The sequence below is a fragment of the Amycolatopsis sp. NPDC052450 genome, assembly GCF_044547565.1.
Lineage (GTDB): Bacteria > Actinomycetota > Actinomycetes > Mycobacteriales > Pseudonocardiaceae > Amycolatopsis.
Window position 1 is genome coordinate 164,450 of record NZ_JBIUAQ010000005.1, and the last position, 19,218, is coordinate 183,667.

Annotated in this window: 19 protein-coding genes and 3 tRNA genes; 10 read left to right on the plus strand and 12 right to left on the minus strand. The window is 68.4% G+C overall.

Features of this window, described 5'->3' with window-relative positions; translation table 11 throughout:
• Positions 1-222 precede the first annotated feature (222 nt).
• On the plus strand, positions 223-1,068 hold the full coding sequence (locus ACIHAO_RS11505) for a hypothetical protein (RefSeq protein ID WP_396556885.1): 846 nt from the start codon (positions 223-225) through the stop codon (positions 1,066-1,068).
• A 122-nt stretch (positions 1,069-1,190) separates the two neighbouring features.
• On the opposite strand, the gene ACIHAO_RS11510 is transcribed toward ACIHAO_RS11505, so the two are convergent.
• From ACIHAO_RS11510 to ACIHAO_RS11535, 6 genes are all read right to left on the minus strand, one after another.
• On the minus strand, positions 1,191-1,955 hold the full coding sequence (locus ACIHAO_RS11510) for an alpha/beta fold hydrolase (protein WP_396556887.1): 765 nt from the start codon (positions 1,953-1,955) through the stop codon (positions 1,191-1,193).
• 77 nt (positions 1,956-2,032) lie between these two features.
• A complete protein-coding gene (gene rplA, locus ACIHAO_RS11515; protein ID WP_396556889.1) occupies positions 2,033-2,746 on the minus strand; it encodes a 50S ribosomal protein L1 in 714 nt (237 codons plus the stop codon).
• An 81-nt stretch (positions 2,747-2,827) separates the two neighbouring features.
• On the minus strand, positions 2,828-3,262 hold the full coding sequence (gene rplK, locus ACIHAO_RS11520) for a 50S ribosomal protein L11 (protein WP_076164368.1): 435 nt from the start codon (positions 3,260-3,262) through the stop codon (positions 2,828-2,830).
• A gap of 78 nt (positions 3,263-3,340) precedes the next feature.
• Complete coding sequence (gene nusG, locus ACIHAO_RS11525) at positions 3,341-4,189, minus strand: transcription termination/antitermination protein NusG (protein ID WP_396556891.1); 849 nt, start codon at positions 4,187-4,189, stop codon at positions 3,341-3,343.
• Positions 4,190-4,265: 76 nt separating this feature from the next.
• Positions 4,266-4,718 carry a preprotein translocase subunit SecE gene (secE, locus tag ACIHAO_RS11530; RefSeq protein ID WP_396556893.1) on the minus strand — a complete coding sequence of 151 codons (453 nt, stop codon included), beginning with the start codon at positions 4,716-4,718 and terminating at the stop codon, positions 4,266-4,268.
• A 27-nt stretch (positions 4,719-4,745) separates the two neighbouring features.
• A tRNA-Trp gene (locus ACIHAO_RS11535) sits at positions 4,746-4,818 on the minus strand.
• Between the two features lie 206 nt (positions 4,819-5,024).
• Between ACIHAO_RS11535 and ACIHAO_RS11540 the strand changes: the two genes are divergently transcribed.
• The 3 genes from ACIHAO_RS11540 to ACIHAO_RS11550 all read left to right on the plus strand — a co-directional run bounded on the left by ACIHAO_RS11540 (position 5,025) and on the right by ACIHAO_RS11550 (position 8,181).
• On the plus strand, positions 5,025-6,254 hold the full coding sequence (locus ACIHAO_RS11540) for a pyridoxal phosphate-dependent aminotransferase (RefSeq protein ID WP_396556895.1): 1,230 nt from the start codon (positions 5,025-5,027) through the stop codon (positions 6,252-6,254).
• On the plus strand, positions 6,251-7,147 hold the full coding sequence (locus tag ACIHAO_RS11545) for a TIGR03619 family F420-dependent LLM class oxidoreductase (RefSeq protein WP_396556897.1): 897 nt from the start codon (positions 6,251-6,253) through the stop codon (positions 7,145-7,147). Before ACIHAO_RS11540 ends, ACIHAO_RS11545 begins: the two co-directional genes overlap by 4 nt.
• Before the next feature lie 101 nt (positions 7,148-7,248).
• Positions 7,249-8,181, plus strand: a complete 933-nt coding sequence (locus ACIHAO_RS11550; RefSeq protein WP_396557180.1) for an SGNH/GDSL hydrolase family protein — start codon at positions 7,249-7,251, stop codon at positions 8,179-8,181.
• Between the two features lie 297 nt (positions 8,182-8,478).
• Here ACIHAO_RS11550 and ACIHAO_RS11555 read toward each other — a convergent pair whose 3' ends face one another.
• The 6 genes from ACIHAO_RS11555 to ACIHAO_RS11580 form a co-directional block, all read right to left on the minus strand.
• The gene (locus ACIHAO_RS11555) at positions 8,479-8,883 is read right to left on the minus strand and encodes a MaoC/PaaZ C-terminal domain-containing protein (protein WP_396556899.1); all 405 of its coding nucleotides are present in this window, start codon (positions 8,881-8,883) and stop codon (positions 8,479-8,481) included.
• Positions 8,880-9,329, minus strand: coding sequence for a MaoC family dehydratase N-terminal domain-containing protein (locus ACIHAO_RS11560; RefSeq protein ID WP_396556901.1), 450 nt, complete (start codon positions 9,327-9,329; stop codon positions 8,880-8,882). Before ACIHAO_RS11560 ends, ACIHAO_RS11555 begins: the two co-directional genes overlap by 4 nt.
• Positions 9,330-9,417: 88 nt before the next feature.
• Positions 9,418-9,582, minus strand: coding sequence for a 50S ribosomal protein L33 (gene rpmG, locus ACIHAO_RS11565; RefSeq protein ID WP_005152047.1), 165 nt, complete (start codon positions 9,580-9,582; stop codon positions 9,418-9,420).
• A 45-nt stretch (positions 9,583-9,627) separates the two neighbouring features.
• Positions 9,628-9,700 (minus strand) — tRNA-Met (locus tag ACIHAO_RS11570).
• Between the two features lie 49 nt (positions 9,701-9,749).
• Positions 9,750-9,822: transfer RNA gene (locus ACIHAO_RS11575), tRNA-Thr, on the minus strand.
• Positions 9,823-9,901: 79 nt separating this feature from the next.
• Entirely contained in the window at positions 9,902-12,517 is a 2,616-nt protein-coding gene (locus ACIHAO_RS11580) for a bifunctional diguanylate cyclase/phosphodiesterase (RefSeq protein WP_016331049.1), read from the minus strand.
• 280 nt (positions 12,518-12,797) lie between these two features.
• Here ACIHAO_RS11580 and ACIHAO_RS11585 point away from each other — a divergent pair, with 280 nt between their 5' ends.
• The 6 genes from ACIHAO_RS11585 to ACIHAO_RS11610 all read left to right on the plus strand — a co-directional run bounded on the left by ACIHAO_RS11585 (position 12,798) and on the right by ACIHAO_RS11610 (position 19,208).
• Complete coding sequence (locus tag ACIHAO_RS11585) at positions 12,798-13,736, plus strand: GNAT family N-acetyltransferase (RefSeq protein ID WP_396556904.1); 939 nt, start codon at positions 12,798-12,800, stop codon at positions 13,734-13,736.
• Between the two features lie 19 nt (positions 13,737-13,755).
• Complete coding sequence (locus ACIHAO_RS11590; RefSeq protein ID WP_396556906.1) at positions 13,756-14,604, plus strand: SAM-dependent methyltransferase; 849 nt, start codon at positions 13,756-13,758, stop codon at positions 14,602-14,604.
• Between the two features lie 167 nt (positions 14,605-14,771).
• Entirely contained in the window at positions 14,772-17,174 is a 2,403-nt protein-coding gene (gene lon / locus ACIHAO_RS11595; RefSeq protein WP_396556908.1) for an endopeptidase La, read from the plus strand.
• Positions 17,175-17,350: 176 nt separating this feature from the next.
• Complete coding sequence (locus tag ACIHAO_RS11600; protein WP_125790107.1) at positions 17,351-17,551, plus strand: hypothetical protein; 201 nt, start codon at positions 17,351-17,353, stop codon at positions 17,549-17,551.
• 17 nt (positions 17,552-17,568) lie between these two features.
• Positions 17,569-18,051, plus strand: a complete 483-nt coding sequence (locus tag ACIHAO_RS11605; protein ID WP_396557182.1) for a helix-turn-helix domain-containing protein — start codon at positions 17,569-17,571, stop codon at positions 18,049-18,051.
• On the plus strand, positions 18,048-19,208 hold the full coding sequence (locus ACIHAO_RS11610) for an alkaline phosphatase PhoX (RefSeq protein ID WP_396556910.1): 1,161 nt from the start codon (positions 18,048-18,050) through the stop codon (positions 19,206-19,208). The genes ACIHAO_RS11605 and ACIHAO_RS11610 overlap by 4 nt, the downstream gene beginning before the upstream one ends.
• Positions 19,209-19,218 lie beyond the last annotated feature (10 nt).

The window sequence follows — 19,218 nt, forward strand, 5'->3', positions numbered from 1 at the left end:
CGTCGCGGCGAGCCTCGTTCCTCCTGCGCGGGTCGCCCGCCCTAGCGGGGCCTTCGTTCTCCAGGCCAGATGACCAGGAGAAGACCAGCGGTCTTCGGTAGAACCTTGACAAGAGTACGTGACCCTGTTTCGGCCTCCGCAGGGGCCCCTCTCGGATCGCGTTCAGCGGGCTAAACGCGACCGGCGGAGTGCACGGGAGGGCTCGCGGGGCATCATGGTGACGTGGCGGAGCAGCGTGATGACGGAAAGCCGGGCAACGAGCCCGGCACGGACATCGAGCCCAAGGCGGGAGGTCAGCCCGCGCCCCGGCTGGACGAGGAGCAACTGCGCCAGTTCCAGCAGTTTCAGCAGTTCCAGGACTATCTGAAGTTCACCGAGGCACAGCAACAGGGCCTCGTGCCGTCGCAGCCCACCCAGCCGGTGACCCAGCACTACGGTGGACAGCCGCCAGTGCCTCCGGGACCGCCGCCCGGCGAACTCGTCAAGGCCCCTCGGCCGCGCGCGCCGCGCTGGCTGCGACGTCTGGGAGGGAAGCTTCTCGCCTGGGTGATCGTGATCCTGCTGATCTGCATCGGGGCCACCATCGCCTACCGGCAGATCTTCCCCAGCGACGCCGGTCAGGACACGGCGACGTTCGTCCAGGGCGGCGGGGGCAAGCACCGCACGAACCAGGTGCTTTCGACCAATCCTTGGGAAGCCGTGCGAGCCATCTACGACACGATCGGCAAGCCGTACCCGCCCGCCACCCGGGTCGAGAAGGTCTGCCTGTCGATGAGCGAGCAGGCGCAGGCCCAGTTCGCCCGCGACCTCGGCTACCCGGACTGCGCGACCGCCGTCCCGGCCCTGAACGCCAAGGTCACCGACATCACGCCGTACATCTACGCGGTACGCCCGATGTCGAGCGTGGTCCCGCGGCAGAACCTGACGATCCACTCGTGCTGGTACAACATCCGCGGAGGCCCCCTGCTGGGCAGCTTCACCCTGCAGGAAGTCGAGATGGGCCAGTGGCTGATCACCGGGCACGCGAACTCGCCCGAGCCCTGCCCCGCTCCCCCGACCGGCAACTGACCTGCGCTTCCTGCCGCCGGATCGCGATTAGCCCGCGAAACGCAAGTGCGCCCCCGGATCGCGATTAGGGGGCTAAACGCAAGTGCGCGCGGATCGCGTTAGCGGGCTAAACGCGATCCGGGTCAGAGGTCGTGCGAGGTCAGGAAGCCGGTCAGCGCCGAGCCGAAGGCGGGGTGCATGACGGCGGCCATGTGATCGCCGGGGACGCGGACGAGGCGCGCGCCGGCGATGGCGGCGGCCAGGCGTTCGGGTTCCGCGGCCAGCGGGTCGGTGTCCCCCGCGAGGATCAGGGTCGGCACGGCGATCGCCGTCAGGTCCAGTTTCGGGTTCGCCGTCCCGCGGGCGACGGCCGCGAGCGCGATCCGGTCCGCCCGCAACGCGTCGGCGAGGATGCGGAAAGGCGCCGAAGACGGCGGAAGCGTCGAAGGGTCCTCCGTCAGCAGAGCCTCACTGATCGCCTCCGGCGTGACGACGCGGGTGTCGACCCCGCCGAAGTCGACGATCCCCGAACCGACCCCGCCGATCGCGAGGCACCGGATCCGCGGGTCGGCGGCCACCGCGCCGAGCGCGATCATCGCGCCCATCGAATAGCCGACCATCGACACCTCGTCGAGGTTCAGCGTGTCGAGCAACGCCGACACGTCGCGGACCATGGCGTCGTCGCCGTAGCTCGCCTCGTCGTGCGGCTTCGCCGACCGCCCGTGGCCGCGCGCGTCCAGGCTGATCACGGTCAGCCCCGCGTCCTGGAGGGTGTCGACGACGCCCGGCGCGATCCAGTTGGCGTTCGTGTCCGCGGCGAAGCCGTGCTGTAGCAGCACCGGACGCCCTTTACCTTCCCAAACGGTGTAGCTGAGCTGAAGCCCGTCGAACGACGCGAAGGTAGGCATGCCCTCAAGCAAACACGAAAAAGGGGCGGCCCCGCCGTAGCGGGACCGCCCCCTTCTCAGTGATGTCTAACTCAGACTCACGCGTCCTCGGAGAGGAGGTTGCGAGTCCGGGCCGGGTCGACCGGGATACCCGGGCCCATCGTCGTGGAGACGACGACCTTGCGCAGGTAACGGCCCTTCGCCGACGACGGCTTGGCGCGGAGGATCTCGTCCAGCGCGGCCGCGTAGTTCTCCACCAGCTTCTCGGTGTCGAACGAGGCCTTGCCGATGACGAAGTGCAGGTTGGCCTGCTTGTCCACGCGGAAGTTGATCTTACCGCCCTTGATGTCCGTCACGGCCTTCGCGACCGCGGGGGTCACGGTGCCGGTCTTCGGGTTCGGCATCAGGCCACGCGGGCCGAGGATGCGGGCGATACGGCCGACCTTGGCCATCTGGTCCGGCGTCGCGATCGCGGCGTCGAACTCGAGCCAGCCACCCTGGATGCGCTCGATCAGTTCGTCGGTGCCGACCACGTCCGCGCCGGCGGCTTCGGCCTCGGCGGCCTTGTCACCAACGGCGAAAACGATGACGCGGGCGGTCTTACCGGTGCCGTGCGGCAGGTTCACGGTGCCGCGGACCATCTGGTCGGCCTTGCGAGGGTCGACACCGAGGCGCATCGCGACCTCGACGGTGGCGTCCATCTTCGCGGAGGAAGTCTCCTTGGCCAGCTTCGCGGCCTCGAGCGGGGCGTAGAGCCGCTCGCGGTCCACCAGCTCAAGAGCCTTGCGGTAGGCCTTGCTGTGCTTGGGCATTGCTTCTGTCCTTAACTCTTCAACGGATCAGTGTGGTGTTGGAGCCAGCACTGGCTCTCCCACGGTGGAGCTGGGTGGAACTCAGTCGACGACCGTGATGCCCATCGAGCGGGCGGTGCCGGCGATGATCTTCGCGGCCTGATCGACGTCGTGCGCGTTCAGGTCGGATTCCTTGGTCTTCGCGATGTCGCGGACCTGGTCCCAAGTGACCTTGGCGACCTTGGTCTTGTGCGGCTCGCCGGAACCCTTCTCCACGCCCGCGGCCTTCAGCAGCAGCTTCGCGGCCGGCGGCGTCTTGAGCTTGAAGTCGAACGAACGGTCTTCGTACACGGAGATCTCGACCGGGACGACGTCCCCACGCTGCGACTCGGTCGCGGCGTTGTAGGCCTTGCAGAACTCCATGATGTTGACGCCGTGCTGACCCAGCGCGGGGCCGACCGGCGGCGCGGGGTTGGCCGCACCCGCCTTGATCTGCAGCTTGATGATCGCCGCAAGCTTCTTCTTCTTGGGTGGCATTTCGTTTGTTCCTTCTTACTGACTTGAGTCCCCCGCACACCTGCCAGTACGCGGGGACTGCCGGCCGTCTGGCGGCCGTCAGATCTTGGAGACCTGGTTGAACGACAGTTCGACCGGGGTCTCCCGGCCGAAGATCGACACCAGGACCTTCAGCTTCTGTCCGTCCACGTTGACCTCGGAGATCGTCGCGGGCAGCGTCGCGAACGGACCGTCCATGACGGTGACCGACTCGCCGATCTCGAAGTCGACCTCGACCGCGGGGCCACCCAGCTGCGACTCGGAAGCGGCAGCCTCGCCCTTGCCGGACTTGGCCGGCGTGGCGGTCTCGACCTTGGGCGCGAGGAACTTGAGCACCTCTTCCACGGTCAGCGGCGACGGACGCGACGTGGCGCCGACGAACCCGGTGACACCCGGCGTGTTGCGCACCGCGCTCCACGAGGCGTCGTTCAGGTCCATCCGGACCAGGATGTAGCCGGGCAGCACCTTGCGCTGCACCTGCTTGCGCTGGCCGTTCTTGATCTCGGTGACCTCTTCGGTCGGGACCTCGATCTGGAAGATGTAGTCCTCGACGTCCAGGGTCTGGGTCCGGGTTTCGAGGTTGGTCTTCACCTTGTTCTCGTAACCCGCGTACGAGTGCACGACGTACCACTCACCGGGAGCGGCGTTGAGTTCCGCGCGCATCTTCGCGACCGGGTCGACGTTCTCGTCGGCTTCGGCGGCGGTGTCGTCGGCTGCGGTGTCGTCGGTCTCGTCGGACGCCTCTTCGGCCTCCGCGACATCTCCGGCTTCGTCGACCTCGTCGCCTGCGGCGGGCACCTCGACGGAGTCCAGGTGCTCGGACTGCTCGTCGCCGAGTGCCGCGTGCACCTGCTCGTCGGAAAGCTCGGTCAGCTCATGACCGGCTGCTGTGCCGTTGTCGGAGGTCACGTTCCGTCCTCTCAGTTGATCGGTTGCCGTGGCGCAGGCCACCGTGCGGTGCGCTCAGGCACCGCGAACGGCTGCCTCAGCTGCCGAAGACGGCACCGACGACCTCTTTGAAGGCCAGGTCGAGGCCGCTCACCAGCGCCACCATGAACACCACGAAGACCAGCACCACCGCGGTGTAGGTGACCATCTGCTTGCGGTTCGGCCAGATGACCTTGCGCAGCTCGGCCCAGACCTCGCGGATGAAGCGCATCAGCCGGGCGAAGATCGACGCCTGCTTCGGCTTGCGGTCGCGCTTCGGAGTCGCCGTGCCCTTGGCGTCCTTGGACTTCTCGGTCTTGTCCCCGGCCTTCGCCTTGCCGGCGGGGCGGGTCTTGTCGTCCGACTTGGCGTCGGACTTACCGGACGGGCGCGCGGACGCACGGCGCTCACGCCGGGCAGCGGCGGTCACCGGGCGGGACTGTTCGTCGGGCTTCCGCCCGGCGCCGTCCTGCGCCTTCTCACCGCTGGCGTCGCTGTCGCTCACGACCACTCCTCCGCCTTCACCAGTTCGCTTACGCAGGGGTGACAGGACTTGAACCTGCAACCTGCGGTTTTGGAGACCGCTGCTCTGCCAATTGAGCTACACCCCTTTGGAACCCCGATGCTCCGGAGCTCCCGAGGACGCATTCCATCGTCCCCACCGCCGTGGCGGGGATGACCGTAGTGCGTTCCGAGACCAGAAGTCTACGGCAACCCCGGAACAGCTTCGCAACCGCGCCCCTCAAAGCGGCGCGGAGCAGCCTTCCGCGAGGAAACTCCCCCACGGCCGACCCCATGATCGTGCCACGATGTCGCCATGAGCGCTCCCGCACCCTCGCCTTCGCCGGCTTCCCGCGTCTCGGCCCGCATCGGCGGCATCACGCCGTCGGCCACGCTGGCCGTCGACGCGAAGGCCCGGGCGCTCAAGGCGCAGGGTCGTCCGGTGATCGGCTTCGGGGCAGGCCAGCCGGATTTCCCCACGCCGGCCAACGTGCTCGAAGCCGCCGAAGCGGCCGTCCGCGACAAGGTCAATCACGGCTACACCGCCGCGGGCGGGTTGCCGGAACTGCGTGAGGCGATCGCGGCGAAGACCGTGCGCGACTCCGGGTACGAGGTCGACCCCGGCCGCGTCCTGGTGACGAACGGTGGCAAGCAGGCGGTCTACTCGGCGTTCGCGACGCTGCTCGACCCGGGCGACGAGGTGCTGCTGCCCGCGCCGTACTGGACGACGTACCCGGAGTCGATCGCCCTCGCCGGCGGGGTCCCGGTGCAGGTCACGGCCGACGAGACGACGGGCTATCGGGTCACCGTCGAGCAGCTCGAAGCCGCCAGAACACCGCGTACGAAGGTGCTGTTGTTCGTGTCGCCGTCGAACCCGACCGGCGCGGTGTACCCGCGCGAACAGGTCGAGGCGATCGGGCGCTGGGCGCACGAGAACGGCCTCTGGGTCATCACCGACGAGATCTACGAGCACCTGGTCTACGACGGCGCCGAAGCGCCCTCGATGCCCGTCCTCGTCCCGGAACTCGCCGACCGGACGATCGTGCTCAACGGGGTCGCGAAGACGTACTCGATGACCGGCTGGCGGGTGGGCTGGTTGCTCGGCCCGCAGGACGTGGTCAAGGCGACGACGGCGTACCAATCGCACTTGTGCGGCAACGTTTCGAACGTCGCGCAACGGGCCGCGCTGGCCGCGGTGAGCGGTCCGCTAGACGCCGTTCACGCGATGCGCGACGCGTTCGATTCCCGGCGAAAGACGGCACTTTCGCTGCTTTCCGAGATCCCCGGCGCCGAGACTCCGGTGCCGCTCGGCGCTTTCTACGTTTACCCGTCGATGAAAGCCTTACTGGGCAAGGAGATCCGCGGTGAACGGCCGGCCGACACGGTCGCGTTGGCCGATCTGATCCTGCGCGAAGCCGAAGTCGCCGTGGTGCCCGGCGAAGCGTTCGGGACGCCAGGGTACTTCCGGATTTCCTATGCGCTGAACGAAAACGATCTCGCCGAAGGGATATCCAGGATGGGCCGGCTGCTCGCGGAAGCACGGTGACCGTGATGCGCCTGGGAATCGCCCTTCCGCAGTACGGTCCCCTCGCTTCCCTGGACGCCGTCCCCGGTTTCGCCGCGGCCGCCGAGGAACTGGGATACGAGTCGTTGTGGGTCGGGGATCGGGTGCTGGCCCCGGTTTCGCCGTCGGACTTCTATCCCGGCGGCACCCCGGAACGGCCGTACCCGCCGGAGTTCGTCACTTTCGCGGATCCGCTGATCCTGCTGACGGTGGCCGCGACCGTCACCCGGCGGGTCCGGCTCGGCACCAGCACGCTCACCGGGACGGTGTACCCCGCCGTGGTGCTCGCCCGGATGCTGACCTCACTGGATCAGGTGAGCGGCGGCCGGCTGGATGTCGGTCTGGGCACTGGCTGGCTTCGCGACGAGTACACCGCGACGGGCACGCCCTGGAAGGGCCGCGGCAAGCAGCTGGAGGAGCTCCTCGACGTCCTTCGGGAGTTCTGGACCGGCGATCCGGTCGAGCACGAAGGCGAACGCTGGCGGATCCCGGCGTCGAAGGTGGGGCTGCGACCGGCACAGAATCCGCATCCGCCGGTGTTGCTGGGCGGGCTTTCGGCGGCGGCGCTGGATCGCGTCGGCCGCCGAGCCGACGGCTGGTTGCCCGCCGGACTGCCCGCGCCCTATCTCGCGAAGCTCTGGGAAACCGTGGTGAGCGCCGCTGAGAAGGCGGGCCGCGACCCCGAGGCGCTGCGGCGAGTGCTGCGGATCAACCCGAAACCCGGCACCGACCTCAAGGACGTCGCCGCGCAGCTGGCCGCGGCCGCCGAAACCGGGATCACCGAGGCCTTCGTCGACCCGCACTACCTCGCGCGGGACGTCACCCATGCCCTCGATCTCGCCGCCGAGCTGCGCGACCTCGTCCCGAAAGACTGACGGCTCTCGACCTTCAGAGGTCTGAATTCGCCATCGGCACCCTGAATGTGATCCACATCTCAGAGAACCCGAGATCACCGACGGTCGGACCGATGACAAAGGTGACCCAGGTCGCGTACAACGAACGGGTGACGCGGCGGAGAACTGGCGGGGGCTGCCTCTTCCTGGTGATCGTGCTGTCCGTCCTGGGGATCGCCTACCACCTGTGGGAGCGTGGAACGTCGGTGACACCGCCGGGCGTCACCACTTCGGACGGCTCGGGCCGCTACGTGGCGCTGGGGGATTCCTACACGGCTTCGCCGGGCACCGGACGGCCCGTGGGCGCGCCGGCGGGCTGCGACCGTTCGGACAACAACTACCCGAGCCTGCTGGCCGCGAAGCTGCGTCCGGCCGAGTTCGTCGATGCCAGCTGCGGTGGCGCCACGACCGAACACCTCACCGGCGAACAAAAGACCCGTGACGGCTCGAACGCTCCGCAGCTCGACGCCATCAACGGCGACACGACACTGGTGACCGTCGGGATCGGCGGCAACGACGTGGGCTTCGTCGGCTTCGCGAGCCAGTGCGCGACGCAGCAGCAGACCGCTTCGCCCTGCAAGACCCAGCTGACCGCGGGCGGGCGCGACCAGCTCGCCGAGCGGATCACCGCCGCGGCGGACCGGCTCGGCGGGATCCTGGACCAGATCCGCTCGAAGGCCCCTTCGGCGCGCATCGTGGTCGTCGGGTACCCGACGGTGCTTCCGGACGACGACGCCGGTTGCTGGCCGGTCCTGCCGGTCGGCGCGGGAGACGTGGCCTACTTCCGAGACTCGCTGAAGCGGCTTAACACGGCGCTGCAGGAGACGGCTAAGGAGCACGAAGCGGGCTTCGCCGACATGTCGACCGCGAGCAAGGGTCGGGACATGTGCAGCGCCGCGAACCGGCGGTGGGTCGAAGGCCCCGCGCCTTCGGTGCCCGCCGCGCCACTGCACCCGAACGCGCGGGGCGCGGAAGGCATGGCGGAGGTCATCGAGAAGCTGCTCAAGCTCGCTTGAGGTGTGGGTGGCTCGCACCCTTGGCGGGGTCCGCGCTTGCATGACCGGACCTGCGGGTCATCCAACGTCCCAAATCCACACAGTGGCGTCATTGGTCCGGTCATGCGCCTTAGAGCCGCTTAAGCGCGCGAAGCAGGCTTTCTTAAGCTCGCGAAGCACCTTCGCGCCCCTACGCGAGCCGCCGCAGGCCTTCTCGCAACCCTCTGACCTGCGAAAAGAGAGCAAGTGACCTTTGCTCTCGCTTACTTAGGCACGCTAAGCGACGCTAGCAAAGGTCCCTTGCTATCACTTTCGAGGTCAGGCGCGGACGACCGCTTGCGCCTTGCCCAGGACGGCCTTGCCCTCGAACTTGGCGGTGATGTCGATGCGGGCGGTGCCGTCGTCGTTGACCACGGCGACCTTCCCGGTGAACTCGATCGTCGCGGCGCCGTCGTTCGGCACGACCACGGGGCGCGTGAAGCGCGCGAAGTAGTCGACGAGACGGCCGGGGTCGCCGAGCCAGTCGGTGACGAGCCGCGCCCCGAGCGCCATGGTCAGCATCCCGTGCGCGATGACGTCCGGCAGGCCGACCTCCTTGGCGAAGGCCTCGTTCCAGTGGATGGGGTTGAAGTCCAGCGAAGCGCCGGCGTAGCGCACCAGCTGGTCCCTGGTGACGTCGACGGTCAGCGGCGTCAGTTCTTCTCCGGCGGTGAACGTGCTCACGCGCCCTCCCCTCGGACCACGAGCTGGGCGTTCGTGGTGGCGATCGGGTCGCCGTCGGCGCCGGAGATCTCGGCGCGCAGGTTGATGAAGTCGTTCCCGGCGCGGGTCATGATGTTGTCGATGTACGTGGTGAGCGACAGGACGTCGCCCGCGTGCACCGGCCGCGTGTAGGTGAACCGCTGGTCGCCGTGGACCATCCGCGAATAGTCGAGTCCCAGCTCCGGGTCGGAGACGATCGCGTTGATCGAAGCGAGGTTGATGATCGTGAGGAACGTCGGCGGCGCGATGACGTCGGGGTGCCCGGCCGCCTTCGCCGCTTCGGTGTCGCGGTAGAGCGGGTTCGTGTCGCCGAGCGCGTCGGCGAACTCCCGGATCTTCTCGCGACTCACTTCATAGGTACTGGTCGGCGGGTACGCCCGCCCGGTGAACGACTGGTCCAAGGCCACCCGAGCAGGCTACCGAACCCGGAAAAGCCCGAAGCCGCCCTGGTTGACCAGGACGGCTTCGGGTGAGACAGGTAGAACCGCTAGACGCTCAGCGGGTCTCTTTGTGAGTCCGGTGCGTACCGCAGTTCGGGCAGAACTTCTTCATCTCCAAGCGATCCGGGTTGTTGCGCCGGTTCTTCTTGGTGATGTAGTTGCGGTGCTTGCACTCCTCACACGCGAGCGTGATCTTCGGTCGCACGTCAGTGGCAGCCACAGCATTTCCTTCTCTACTAGGCCTGGGATACCCAGGATTACCGCGTAGCGGTGGCCGGACTTGAACCGGCGACACAGCGATTATGAGCCGCTTGCTCTGCCAGCTGAGCTACACCGCCTTACATGCCCCTGGCCGCGACACGCTTACGTGACGCGGCTGAGGTAGCGAGCCCCTTTACGGAATCGAACCGTAGACCTTTTCCTTACCATGGAAACGCTCTACCGACTGAGCTAAAGGGGCCTTGCCCTCTCGCGAGGACTTAGAAAGATTAGCAGGCCGCCTAGGGGGCCTTAACCGGGGGGCCGGTTACCGCAAAACCTCAGGTCAGCAGGGTTAAAACGGTCTCGGAGTGTCGTCCGGGCGAGCGCGCCGTGCGGGCTTGTAGCCACGCCTCCAGGCGGTCCTCCGGCAGCGGCCGCGAGATGAGGTAGCCCTGTGCCACGTCACACCCCATCGCCTCGAGCTGATCCCGCGCGACGTCCTCCTCGACGCCCTCCGCCACGACCGTGAGGCCGAGCGAGTGGCCCAGTTCGACGATGGAGCGCACGACGGCGAGGTCGCCGAGGTCCGTGCCCATGCCGAGGACGAAGCTCTTGTCGATCTTGACCTGGTCGACCGGGAGCTGCCGCAGGTACGCCAGCGACGAGTAGCCGGTGCCGAAGTCGTCGACGGCGAGCACGATGCCCAGCGAGTGCAGTTCCCGCAGGATCGGCAGCGCCTTCTGTGGGTCGGACATCACACCGGACTCGGTGAGCTCGAAGGTGAGCAACTCGGGCGGGATGCCGAAGCGGTCGAGTTCGCGCGCGACCTTCGTCGGGAAGTCCTCGTCGGCCAGGTTCCGCACCGACAGGTTCACGGCGGCGGAGATGCGCAGGCCTTCGTCGAGCCACTTCCGCACGCGCTTCAACGACTCTTCGAGCACGAACGACGTCAGGACGCCGATGAGGCCTGCCGCTTCGATCGCCGGGACGAACTCGTCCGGGCCGAGCCTGCCGAACTCCGGATGCACCCAGCGCACGAGCGCCTCGACGCCCTGGATCTGCCGGTTCGGCAAGGTGATCTTCGGCTGGTAGTGGACGCTCAGCTGGCCTTCTTCGAGCGACTGCCGGAACTGCGTGACCATCTGAAACCGGCGCATGAAGATCTGGCCCATGCTGGCCATGTAGCCGCGGACCTCTTCGCCGCCCTTGGTCGCGCGGACGGCGACGTCGGCGCGCTGCAGGAGCCCGTCGACGTCGACCTGATCGTCGTCTTCCGCCGACGAGGTGGCGTAGCCGATCATCGCGTTGGCTTCGACGGAGAGCCGGTCCACCGGGTACGGGGCGACGAGTTCCGCGCGGAGCAGCTCCGCGGCGGCCTGGGCGCGTTCCGGCGCGCAGCCGACGAGGAGCGCCGCGAAGGACGCGCCTTCGAGCCTGGCGAGCGGGACGTCGGGGCCGAGCGCGTCGCGGATCCGGCGGCCCGCGGCGATGACCATCCGATCGGCCCACACGTAGCCGAGGGCGTCGCTGACGGTGGAGAAGACGTCGAGATCGACCCGCAGCACGACCGCGTCGACCTGTTCCCGCAACGGTTCCTTGGCGACCTGACGGAAGCCCGGCCGGTTGAGCAGGCCGGTCAGCGGATCGTGGTAGGCGTCGTGGCGCAGGGTCGCGAGCAGGCGCCGGTTGTCCAGCGAGGTCGCGAGGTGGCTGGCCATCGTGCCGAGCAGCTGGACGTCGTACTTGCCGAAACCACGCCAGCGCGACAGCCTGTCGTGCGCTTCGACGACGCCGAGGAGCTGGTTCGCGCTGCGCAGCGGCACGACGAGCGCCTCCTGCGCGCCGCGGTCGAGCAACGCGGAGCGGACGTCGGGATTGGCTTCGGTGATCCGGAAATGCCGGACGTGCGCGCCGGGCAGGCGCAGCAGCGGGTCGTCGGCGGCCGGGTCGACGGGCGGGAGTTCGTCGCCGGCGACGACCATCCGCATGGTGTCCTTGGGTTCCAGCCGCAGCCTGAGCACGACCCGGCCGGCGGCCAGCTGGTCCTTGATGCGTTCGGCGATGGTCGCCCACTCGCGGACGTCGACGCCGCCGACGAGTTCGTCGGCTCGTCCGGCGGGCCGCGCGGCGGCCTGTTGACCGGATCGCGCGACCATCAGGCTGACGTCGGACAACGCTTCCATGTCGCGCTGTTCGCGCAGCAGATCCGAATACGCCCAGTACAACGCGGTGAGCCCGAGGAAGACGGCCAGCACGAGCGGCCAGGCCTTCGGCGTACCGGAAATGACCAAATAACCGGAAAGACCGACCGAAGCGTTGACGAAACCGACGACGAGGATGCGGCCGGTCAACCGGATCGCGGTGCTGACCCGCATCCGGCGGCGCAGCACGCGGACGGCGGCGAGCGCGAGCAGCGTGCTGACCAGCGGCGCGGTCAAAGTGCCTGCCAGCGCGGCGATCCAGGTCATGTCGTGGGCGCCGGAGGCCTGTTTCACCAGTCCTGCCACGGCGAACGCGCCGGTGATCTCCAGCAGGAAGGCTCCGGCGTTGTAGAGGACGCGGCCCGCGACCTTGCGGGCCAGCAGTGTCCCGATGCCCGCCGCGAGATGGGCGGCGAGCACGACTTCGAAGGGAGCGACGAAGAAACCGATGACCAGCGGGATCTCGGTGAACGAGATCGTCCACGAGATGCCGCTGCGGACGTCGACGTTGATGCCGAGCTGTTCGGCGAGCAGGAACGCGAGCGCGAGGATCGGCCCGATCCACAACAGATCGTCCGAGGCCTCGAAGTCCAGCCAGAGGCTGACCGCGGCCGCGGCGGCGATGCCCATGGTGAGTACCGCGAAGGTGTAGACGCGGAACCGTCGCTCGTCGGTACGAGCCTCCGTAACGGCGCCTCCCTTGCCCGCTGCCGCCTGTGCGGCGCTCCCGGGCCTGCCGTTCGTGTCCGGCATCCGACCTTCCTTCCCGGCTGCCCAACCGGCCTTGTCCCACCGCGACCTCGGGGACGAGGGCAATACAGTACCCCGGAGGGCGTACCCAAGTCCCATTCGAGACAGTATGAGATCACCCCAGGGTTAACAATGGGCGCGTCGCGCTGACCTGCGTGGACCAAGGGGTGAAATGGGAGCGTTATTCGCGTTCCTTCCGACTACCGGAAGTCACCTGACGCCACGCCCCGGCCAATCTCGTGAAGTTCCCGGCGGACCCGTCAGTAGGGGCTTCAATAGCCCTATGAATAGCCACGCCATCGCCGCCGGGCATGCCGAGCGGCTCGCCACCGTGGACGCCCTGCTCCCCGAAATGCCTGCACTGGAGCCTGTCGAGGGCGCCGTGTCACTCTCCGCGACAGCAGGCGACTCGGCCGCCGCCGGATTGTCGGTACGGACTGAAGCGGGTCCCGATTCTGCTGACTCTCCGTGGCGGGCCCTCGTCGAACATCGCCTCGAAGCGCGACTCACCGGCCCTCGCCCGGAAGCGGCCCTTGACGCATTACTCACCCGATGGGATGAACATCTGAAGACCGTGGCCCCACCAGGGGATGTCGAGACGGCGGCGACCGTGGTGCGGCCGAGCCGCGACTCCCCCGGCTCGGCCGAACTGCTGCGCCGCGGCTTCGCGCCCGTGCTGGTGATCGCGGTCCGCCCGGCCGACCGGCTCGCCGTGACGGGACCGCCCGCCACTCCCGGGGTGCACATCCGGCCCGCCGAAGCCGATGATCTCGAAACCGCCGTCGGACTCGAACTGGAATTGCAGCGCTACGACGCGCAGTTCGGTTCTGTCACCTTGCGCGAGGGCGCGGAGGAAACGATCGCCGCGGACCTGTCGAAACACCTGGGCCGGGAGAACCCGACGCTGTGGATCGCCGAGTTGTACGGACGGGCGCTGGGCATGGTGCGGGTGCAGTTCCCCGGCGAGACGGCGTGGGTCAGCGGCCGGGTCGCGGCCGACCGGGTCGGCTACCTGTCGTCGCTGGCCGTGGCCGAGCCGGCGCGTTCGAGCGGGGTGGGGACGGCGCTCGCCGCGCACGCGCACCAGATCTTCGACGAGTGCGGCACCGAAGCCGTGCTGCTGCACCACGCTCTGGCCAACCCGCGCTCGACGCCGTTCTGGTACGCGCAGGGCTACCGGCCGCTCTGGACGTACTGGCAGCGCCGACCGGCGGTGCCCTGATCCCGATAGGCTCGTTTTCGTGACGAAGGACGAGGACGCGGCCCCGGTGGCACCGACGGGTGTCGACACCGAAAAGCCGTCCGCGGCGAGGATCTACGACTGGTTCCTCGGCGGAACCCACAACTGGGCGGTCGATCGCGAGTTCGCCCGTGCGCTGGAAAAGCAGTGGCGGTGGGTCAAACCGGGTGCGCGGCACAACCGCGAGTTCATGAACCGGGTCGTGCGCGCCGCGCTGAACGCGGGGATCCGGCAGTTCATCGATCTGGGTTCCGGTGTCCCGACAGCCGGGAACGTGCACGAGATTCTCCAGGAGGAACTGGAGCCTGGTGACACGGCGAAGGTCGTGTACGTCGACTACGAGCCTGTCGCGGTGGCGCACGCGGAGCTGATCCTCGAACGACACGAGGCGACCGACTGGGCCGGGATCGTCCACGCGGACATGCGGCGGCCGAAGGACGTCCTGCGGCATCCGGAGACGTTGCGGCTGATCGATTTCGACCAGCCGGTGTGCCTGATGATGATGGCCGTCCTGCATTTCGCCGGACCGCACGACGATCCGCCGACGCTGGTCGCGACCTACCGGAACGCGCTGGCGCCGGGCAGCTGGCTGGGGCTGTCGCATATGAGCTTCGGCGGCCAGACCGGCGAGGACGCCGACGGGCTCCACTGGATGGTCGAGCAGTACCGGAAGACGAGCAACCCGGTGTGGATGCGGGACCGCGAAGAGATCGAGCCGCTCTTCGGGGACTGGCCACTGCTGGAACCCGGCGTCGTCCACCTGCCCGACTGGCGGCCGGTGCGGGAGCTGCGGCGGGACGAGGAAGGTGCCCGGCCGTTCGCCTGGTGCGGGGTCGCCGTCCACCCCTGACGTCCGACCTCTGGCCCGGACGCGTCGACTTTAGCCCCCTAAACGTCACGCGTTGGGCGCAAAGGTCGGAGGGGTGGGGTGATCGCTGACGGCGAACGCGGAAAGGAAACAAACGGGTCGATCGGAGAGTTGAGCTAGGCAGACTCAACTAACCGAGGAGTGCACAGATGACCGACAACCGCCTCCTGCCCGTCCTCCCGCTCGATGACGACGTCGTGCTGCCGGGCATGATCGTCCCGCTCGACCTCGCCGACACGGAGACGCGGGCCGCGGTGGAGTCCGCCCAGGCCCACACGCCTGCCCAGGCTTCCTTCCCGGGGATCCGGTCCAGCGCCGCCACCAAGGCCGAGGTGCTGATCGTCCCCCGCGTCCACGGCGAGTACGCCGAACTCGGCACCATCGCGACCGTCGAGCGCATCGGGCGCGTGCCCGGCGGCAAGACCGCGGTGCTGCTGCGCGGCACCCGCCGTGCCGTCGTCGGCCGCATCGCCGACGGCCCCGGCGCCGCCCGCTGGGTGCACGCCGAGGTCGCCACCGAGACCACCGACGACAACTCCGCGAAGCTCGCGTCCGAGTACAAGAGCGTCGTCCTCGCGATCCTCCAGCAGCGTGGCGGCTGGCAGATGATCGACGCCGTCCAGGAGGTCGAGGACCCGTCCGCGCTCGCCGACCTCGCGGGCAACTCGTCGTACCTGAACACCGAGCAGAAGCTCGAACTGCTCTCCGCGCTCGATGTTTCGACACGGCTCGAAAAGGCGCTCGAATGGAGCCGCGAGCAGCTGGCCGAACTCGAGGTCACCGACACCATCCGCAAGGACGTCCAGGAGGGCATGGAGAAGCAGCAGAAGGAGTTCCTGCTGCGCCGCCAGCTCGAAGCGATCCGCAAGGAGCTGGGCGAACTCGACGGCACGGCCAACGACGACGACTACCGCGCCCGCGTCGAGGCCGCCGAACTGCCGGACGCGGTCAAGAAGGCCGCACTGTCCGAAGTGGACAAACTGGAGCGGACCTCCGACCAGTCCCCCGAGGGCGGCTGGATCCGCACGTGGCTGGACACGGTCCTCGAACTGCCGTGGAACGAGCGCACCACCGACGTCCACGACATCGCCGCCGCGCGAGACATCCTCGACGCCGACCACGCCGGTCTCGACGACGTGAAGGAACGCATCATCGAGTACCTGGCCGTGCGCAAGCGTCGCGCGGAGTCGGGGCTCGGCCCGGTCGGCGGACGGCGTTCGGGTGCGGTGCTGGCGCTCGCCGGTCCTCCCGGGGTCGGCAAGACGTCGCTCGGCGAGTCCGTGGCGAAGGCGATGGGCCGCAAATTCGTTCGCGTGGCGCTCGGCGGTATCCGCGACGAGGCCGAGATCCGCGGTCACCGCCGCACCTACGTCGGCGCGCTGCCCGGCCGGATCGTCCGTGCCATCAAGGAAGCCGGTTCGATGAACCCGGTCGTGCTGCTCGACGAGATCGACAAGGTCGGCGCCGACTACCGCGGCGACCCGACGGCCGCGCTGCTGGAGGTGCTGGACCCGGAGCAGAACCACACGTTCCGCGACCACTACCTCGAGGTCGAACTGGACCTGTCCGACGTCGTGTTCCTCGCGACGGCGAACGCGCTCGAGACCATCCCCGGCCCGCTGCTGGACCGGATGGAGCTGGTCACCCTCGACGGCTACACCGAGGACGAGAAGGTCACCATCGCCCGCGAGCACCTGCTCCCCCGCGAGCTGGACCGCGCCGGTCTCGGCACGGACGACGTCACACTGACCGACGGCGCGTTCAGCCGCATCGCCGCCGAGTACACGCGGGAAGCCGGGGTGCGCAACGCGAACCGGACCATCGCGAAGGTGCTGCGGAAGGTGGCGACCAAGGTCGCCCTCGACGAGGTCGAGCTGCCGCTGACGATCGACGCCGACGGGCTCGAAACCTACCTCGGCCGTCCGCGGCACCTGCCGGAGTCTTCGCTGCCCGCGTCGACCCAGCGCACGTCGACCCCGGGTGTGGCGACCGGGCTGGCGGTGACCGGCGCCGGCGGTGACGTCCTCTACATCGAGGCGTCGCTGGCGGATCCGGAGTCCGGCTCGACCGGGCTGCAACTGACCGGCCAGCTGGGTGAGGTGATGAAGGAGTCGGTGCAGATCGCGTTGTCGTACCTGCGCTCGCACGGCGCCGAACTGGAACTTCCGGTCGCCGACCTGAAGGACCGCGGCATCCACGTGCACGTCCCCGCGGGCGCGGTGCCCAAGGACGGGCCGAGTGCCGGCATCACGATGACGACCGCGCTGGCGTCCCTGCTTTCGGGCCGGGTCGTGAAGTCGGACGTCGCGATGACCGGTGAGGTGTCGCTGACCGGACGTGTGCTGCCGATCGGCGGGGTCAAGCAGAAGCTGCTGGCCGCGCACCGGGCGGGGATGAAGACGGTGATCATCCCGCAGCGCAACGAGCCCGACCTGGACGACGTCCCGGCCGAAGTGCTGGCACAGCTGGACGTCCACGCCGTGGCGAACGTTCGCGACGTGCTGGACATCGCGTTGGCCCCGGCGACGGCTCCGGTCGCTCAGGCGGCGTAACGACGCGAGGCCCGACAGCCGTGAAGCCCCGGATCCCGCCAAGGGTCCGGGGCTTTCGGCATTCCGGAATCCGGACGAACCCGGACATTGACTCGCCTTAAACTCCCTATCACGTTTTGATAACGTGTATTGCGTGCCACCCAGCCGGGGTGCGTGACCCTTGAGAGGGCAAGGTCATGAGTCAAGGAATTCTTTCCCCGTTGCGGCCGAGGCGCAGGTGCGTTTCGACCGGTCAGATCGTCTGCCTGAGCGTTCTCGCCACATTCACCACACTGCTGACCTTCGCCGGTACGAGCGCGCCGATCGCGGCGGGGGTCGCGATCGGGCTCTTCAGCGCCGTCTTCGGCCGGACCGTGCCCGCCCGGGCACGCCGATGAACACGGAATCGGCGTTCATGGCGCATTTGCGCGAACTCCGCGACCGAAGCGGCCTCAGCATCCGCGCGCTGGCTGCCGCGACCGGTCAGTCCCGCAGCACCTTGGCCGACACGCTGGCCCGTGACACCTTGCCCGGTAACGAAAACCAGATGACAGTCCTGCTTCGGGTCCTGCTCCGCGCCGTTCCGGGAGAGCCCGGGCTCGACGAACATCTCGACGGTTGGCGTCACCTGATCGGACGTCGTCACCACCGCAATGGCGGATTCGCTTCACTCGATCGGATACTGCTTGCTTTGGCCGTCGCGGAACAACGCGGCGGGGCCGACGCGCCCGGGCTCCGCAAAGCCCGGGAAATAGTGCTGAGCGAGGGCTCCCTACGAAAGTTGCCTTCTCGCGGTGAATACGCCGCGAATTCACCTGGAAGTCCCGTTCCGCCCGTACTCTCCGACCCGCTCCTTCCCGCACCACCACATCAGCGGATGTCTCGGAGGCATGAGTGAAGCGACGGAATTTCCTGCGCGCGGCCGTGGTCGGCGCCGGTGTCACGGCGTTCGGAAACAGGCTCTCGGGGGCGGCCCTCGCCGCACCCGCCCAGAACGGACCCAGCCCGTACGGCGCGCTTCAGGCGGCCGACGCGAACGGGATCCAGTTGCCGGCGGGCTTCACCAGCCGGGTCATCGCCCGGTCCGGCCAGAAGGTCGCGAGCACCGGGTACACCTGGCACAACGCGCCGGACGGCGGCGCGGTGTTCGCCGACGGCAGCGGCTGGATCTACGTGTCGAACTCGGAGATCACCCCTGGCGGCGGTGCGAGCGCGGTCAAATTCGACGCGAGCGGGAACATCACCGGCGCCCACCGCATCCTGGCGAACACCCGCCAGAACTGCGCGGGCGGCAAGACTCCTTGGAACACATGGCTTTCCTGTGAAGAGATCGACCTCGGATTCGTCTACGAGTGCCAGCCGAACGGTCCGGCCACGGCCGCCGTCCAGCGGCCCGCGATGGGGAAGTTCAAACACGAGGCCGCGGCGGCCGACCCGGTGCGCAAGGTCGTCTACCTGACCGAAGACACCTCGGACGGCTGCTTCTACCGCTTCGTCCCGACGACCTGGGGCAATCTCTCCGCCGGAACGCTGCAGGTGCTGAAGGCGGGCACGGCGACATCGGGCAGCTTCACCTGGGCGAACGTGCCCGACCCCGACGGCTCCCCCACCGCCACCCGCAACCAGGTCTCCGGTGCCAAGCGGTTCAGCGGCGGCGAAGGGCTGCACTACGCCAACGACACCGCGTGGTTCACCACCAAGGGTGACAACCGCGTCTGGCAGCTCAACCTGACGAACAACACCTACGAACTGGCCTACGACGACTCGCTGGTCAGCCCCGGTTCGGCGCCGCTGACCGGCGTCGACAACGTCACCGGCACCTCGTCGGGTGACCTCTACGTCGCCGAAGACGGCGGCAACATGGAGATCTGCATCATCACGCCGAACGACATCGTGGCGCCGTTCCTGCGGATCAACGGCCAGAGCTCGTCGGAGATCTGCGGTCCCGCGTTCACCCCCGCCGGGAACAGGCTGTACTTCTCGTCGCAACGCGGCACCTCCGGTTCGTCCTCCGGCGGGATCACCTACGAGGTGACCGGCCCCTTCCGTTCCTGACCACCGTGTG

Coding starts and splice junctions, on each gene's coding strand:
- ACIHAO_RS11510 (WP_396556887.1), bottom strand. CDS start 1,955: ATGCCTACCTTCGCGTCGTTCGACGGGCTTCAGCTCAGCTACACCGTT.
- rplA (WP_396556889.1), bottom strand. CDS start 2,746: ATGCCCAAGCACAGCAAGGCCTACCGCAAGGCTCTTGAGCTGGTGGAC.
- rplK (WP_076164368.1), bottom strand. CDS start 3,262: ATGCCACCCAAGAAGAAGAAGCTTGCGGCGATCATCAAGCTGCAGATC.
- ACIHAO_RS11540 (WP_396556895.1), top strand. CDS start 5,025: ATGAGCGCTCCCGCACCCTCGCCTTCGCCGGCTTCCCGCGTCTCGGCC.
- ACIHAO_RS11580 (WP_016331049.1), bottom strand. CDS start 12,517: ATGCCGGACACGAACGGCAGGCCCGGGAGCGCCGCACAGGCGGCAGCG.
- ACIHAO_RS11585 (WP_396556904.1), top strand. CDS start 12,798: ATGAATAGCCACGCCATCGCCGCCGGGCATGCCGAGCGGCTCGCCACC.
- lon (WP_396556908.1), top strand. CDS start 14,772: ATGACCGACAACCGCCTCCTGCCCGTCCTCCCGCTCGATGACGACGTC.
- ACIHAO_RS11600 (WP_125790107.1), top strand. CDS start 17,351: ATGAGTCAAGGAATTCTTTCCCCGTTGCGGCCGAGGCGCAGGTGCGTT.
- ACIHAO_RS11605 (WP_396557182.1), top strand. CDS start 17,569: ATGGCGCATTTGCGCGAACTCCGCGACCGAAGCGGCCTCAGCATCCGC.